The sequence below is a fragment of the Nocardioides sp. CF8 genome (genome assembly GCF_000389985.1).
GTDB classification, from domain to species: domain Bacteria; phylum Actinomycetota; class Actinomycetes; order Propionibacteriales; family Nocardioidaceae; genus Nocardioides; species Nocardioides allogilvus.
Window position 1 is genome coordinate 4,121,194 of record NZ_CM001852.1, and the last position, 2,664, is coordinate 4,123,857.

The following is a 2,664-nucleotide window of genomic DNA, read 5'->3' on the forward strand; positions in this document are numbered from 1 at the left end:
GGAACGGCTTCAGCAGTTCGTCGACCTGCATGGATGACCTCCTGGGGACGGGATTGTCTGACGTGATCGAACGTTAGGTGCGGCATCCGAGGTTGGCCAGACGAGGATCCGCTAACGGTCCGAGCGGCGGGGGTCCTACCTGCCCGATCCGACGGGTAATGAAGCCCTCATGCGGGAGCTGGGCCGAGGCTTAGAGGCGGGCGGCGCCAGCGGCGAGCAGCTCGCGGGACACAGCGGCGTGCGGTTGGGAGGACAACGGCAGCCGGGAAAAGTGTTGCTTGACGCAACAGTGCATCGACATTATGGTCACGTTCACCTTGCTCCCTTCACGAAGCAATTGAACCGAAGCGCATTCGCGCTCGGACCCATCGCCGCACACGCACGGCCTCGAAATGAAGGTCGGAGCACCCCTCTGTCTCCGGTCAGCCCACGAGACAGGCAAATGCCATCGCAAAGGTTCCGAAAGTGGTCTCATGCCATGATCTCGTTCACGTATGCCGCACTTATGACCTTGTTCCTAATCGCGCTCGCACTTCCTCTTGTGGGAATGCGCTTCGCCGCCCGATACTTCGGCTAATCCTCACTATCTCCGGCAAAGCCCAGAATCAATCGGCGACTCGGCCTCGGTGGGCTCGGTGAAGTCTCGAGCAGGACACCGAATGCAATCGGCGTAGGGCGAACACGACGACCCTGCATCCGCCACGCTGTCACGAAAGCGCGCGCGAGGAGATAGTGCGCAGTCACTAATCGCTAAGCCTCGATCCACCGATTGCCCGGGTCGTGGTGAGTTGATCGTGGTCGTGGTTTACGTGGCTCGACGCATCGGCCGAGCTCGTTCAACAGGCTCGGATCGACCTTTTGGTCGCCGCCCGCCCGCTTTAGCGATCTCGAGGGAATGCGGGCAACGAGCTTTCGCGGCTCTTCCCAGTTGAGGGTGTAGGAGCTGGGGTCTGAATGGACCCGCTGGTCTCGATCAGCGATCGAGTGGTCTCGTTGGCTGGGGGCGTCCCGAAGAAGAAGCGGAGGAGGAAGAGCGGCGTGTCCAGTGTCAACGACGGTCGAAAACTGACCCCCTTTCGTCGGTTGAAAATTGACCCCCTCGGTCTCTAGTTCTCTTCGTTCACGGCCGCGGGAACGCGGCCGAGCTCTCGGTTCCTCAGCCGGTAGGAGTCGCCCTTGAGTGCGATGATCTCGGCGTGGTGGACGAGCCGGTCGATCATCGCGGCGGCGACGGTGTCATCGCCGAAGACCTCGCCCCAGCGGGCGAAGTTCTTGTTGGACGTGACGATGAGGCTGGCGCGTTCGTAGCGCGATGAGACGAGTTGGAAGAACAGGTTGGCTGCCTCGGGTTCGAAGGGGATGTAGCCGACCTCGTCGATGACCAGGACCGGGTAGCGGACCAGGCGGCGGAGCTCGTCTTGCAGGCGGCCGGCGTGGTGGGCCTCGGCGAGCCGGTCGACCCACTGGCTGGCGGTGGCGAACTGGACCCGGTGGCCGGCTTGGCAGGCGCGGATCGCCAGACCTGTGGCCAGATGGGTCTTGCCGGTGCCGGGCGGGCCGAGGAGGATCACGTTCTCCTTGGCGGCGACGAAGTCCAGGGTGCCCAGGTGCGCGATGGTGTCGCGTTTCAGGCCACGGGCATGGTCGTAGTCGAAGTCCTCCAGCGACTTCCTCCCGGGGAACCGGGCGGCGCGGATGCGACCCTCACCGCCGTGGGACTCACGGGCCGATACCTCGCGTTGCAGGCAGGCGGCGAGGAACTCCTCATGGGTCCACGAGTCCTCACGTGCCCGCTCGGCCAACCGCGCGACGGACTCGCGCAGCGTGGGTGCCTTCAACGCCCGAGTCAGGAACTCCAGTTTGCTCGACACGTCGCGGCCGGTCCTCGCGGTGCTCTTCGCCGTGGTCCGCGCAGTCATCACGACACCTCCTCATCGGCGAGCTCATCGGCAAGGCCATCGACGAGCCCGAGGACCTGGTCGTAGACGCCGAGCGATCGGATCTCGACTTCCTCGCCGGTGACCGCGTCCGCGACCGGGCGGAGCAGGTCGCCACGGCTCTGTCGAAGCAGCTTCGCGGCAACGGTGTGCTCGAACTCGGTGATCGTCTGGTGCTGGGCCCACACGCGGGCGTGGTCGGCGACGATCGCGCCCTGGCAGGTCACCCACACCCGGCCCAGGTCGGCGTGGACCTCGATCCGGCGCCCGACGACGGCGGGGTGGACGGAGTAGTCGTTGGAATCGAGGCGGATGTAGTGATCGCGCGGCAGCCTCATCGACTTGCGCCACCCGGCCTCCAGGGCAACTGGTGGCAGCGCGATCATCGCTTCCCGGTCTGCTGCGATCCGGTCGTTGGGCGCACATCCCAGTGCTCGCATCTTGCGGGCGTTGGCCTTGGTCACGAACCCGGCCAGCTGGGTGTTGAAGTCCTCGGGTCCGGTGAACGTCCGGCCGGGCAGGAAGGACCGTTCGAGGTAGTCGCGGAACCGCTCGAGCATGCCCTTGGCCTCAGGATCGGCCGGTTTGCACACGTAGACCTTGGTGCCGAGCACACCGCGGAACGCCTGGCACTCCAAGGTGAGCGCGGACTCCTTGGGACGCCACCGTCCGACTGCACCCTCGCCGTCCCAGACCAGTGTCGGCGGCCACGAGAAACTGCCCGGAG

At 65.3% G+C, this 2,664-nt stretch carries 2 protein-coding genes; both read right to left on the bottom strand.

Annotated features, from left to right (window positions below; all coding sequences use genetic code 11):
* Nucleotides 1-1,106 precede the first annotated feature (1,106 nt).
* Nucleotides 1,107-1,919: an IS21-like element helper ATPase IstB gene (gene istB / locus CF8_RS20070; RefSeq protein WP_036491626.1), complete on the bottom strand. Its 813-nt coding sequence runs from the start codon at nucleotides 1,917-1,919 to the stop codon at nucleotides 1,107-1,109.
* Nucleotides 1,919-2,664 (bottom strand): transposase (locus CF8_RS20075; protein ID WP_198016902.1); only part of this gene is annotated, 746 nt, incomplete at its 5' end. The genes istB and CF8_RS20075, both read right to left, overlap by 1 nt.

Bases quoted from the DNA above. Each gene is read 5' to 3' on its own strand.
- istB (WP_036491626.1), bottom strand. From the start codon at position 1,919: ATGACTGCGCGGACCACGGCGAAGAGCACCGCGAGGACCGGCCGCGAC.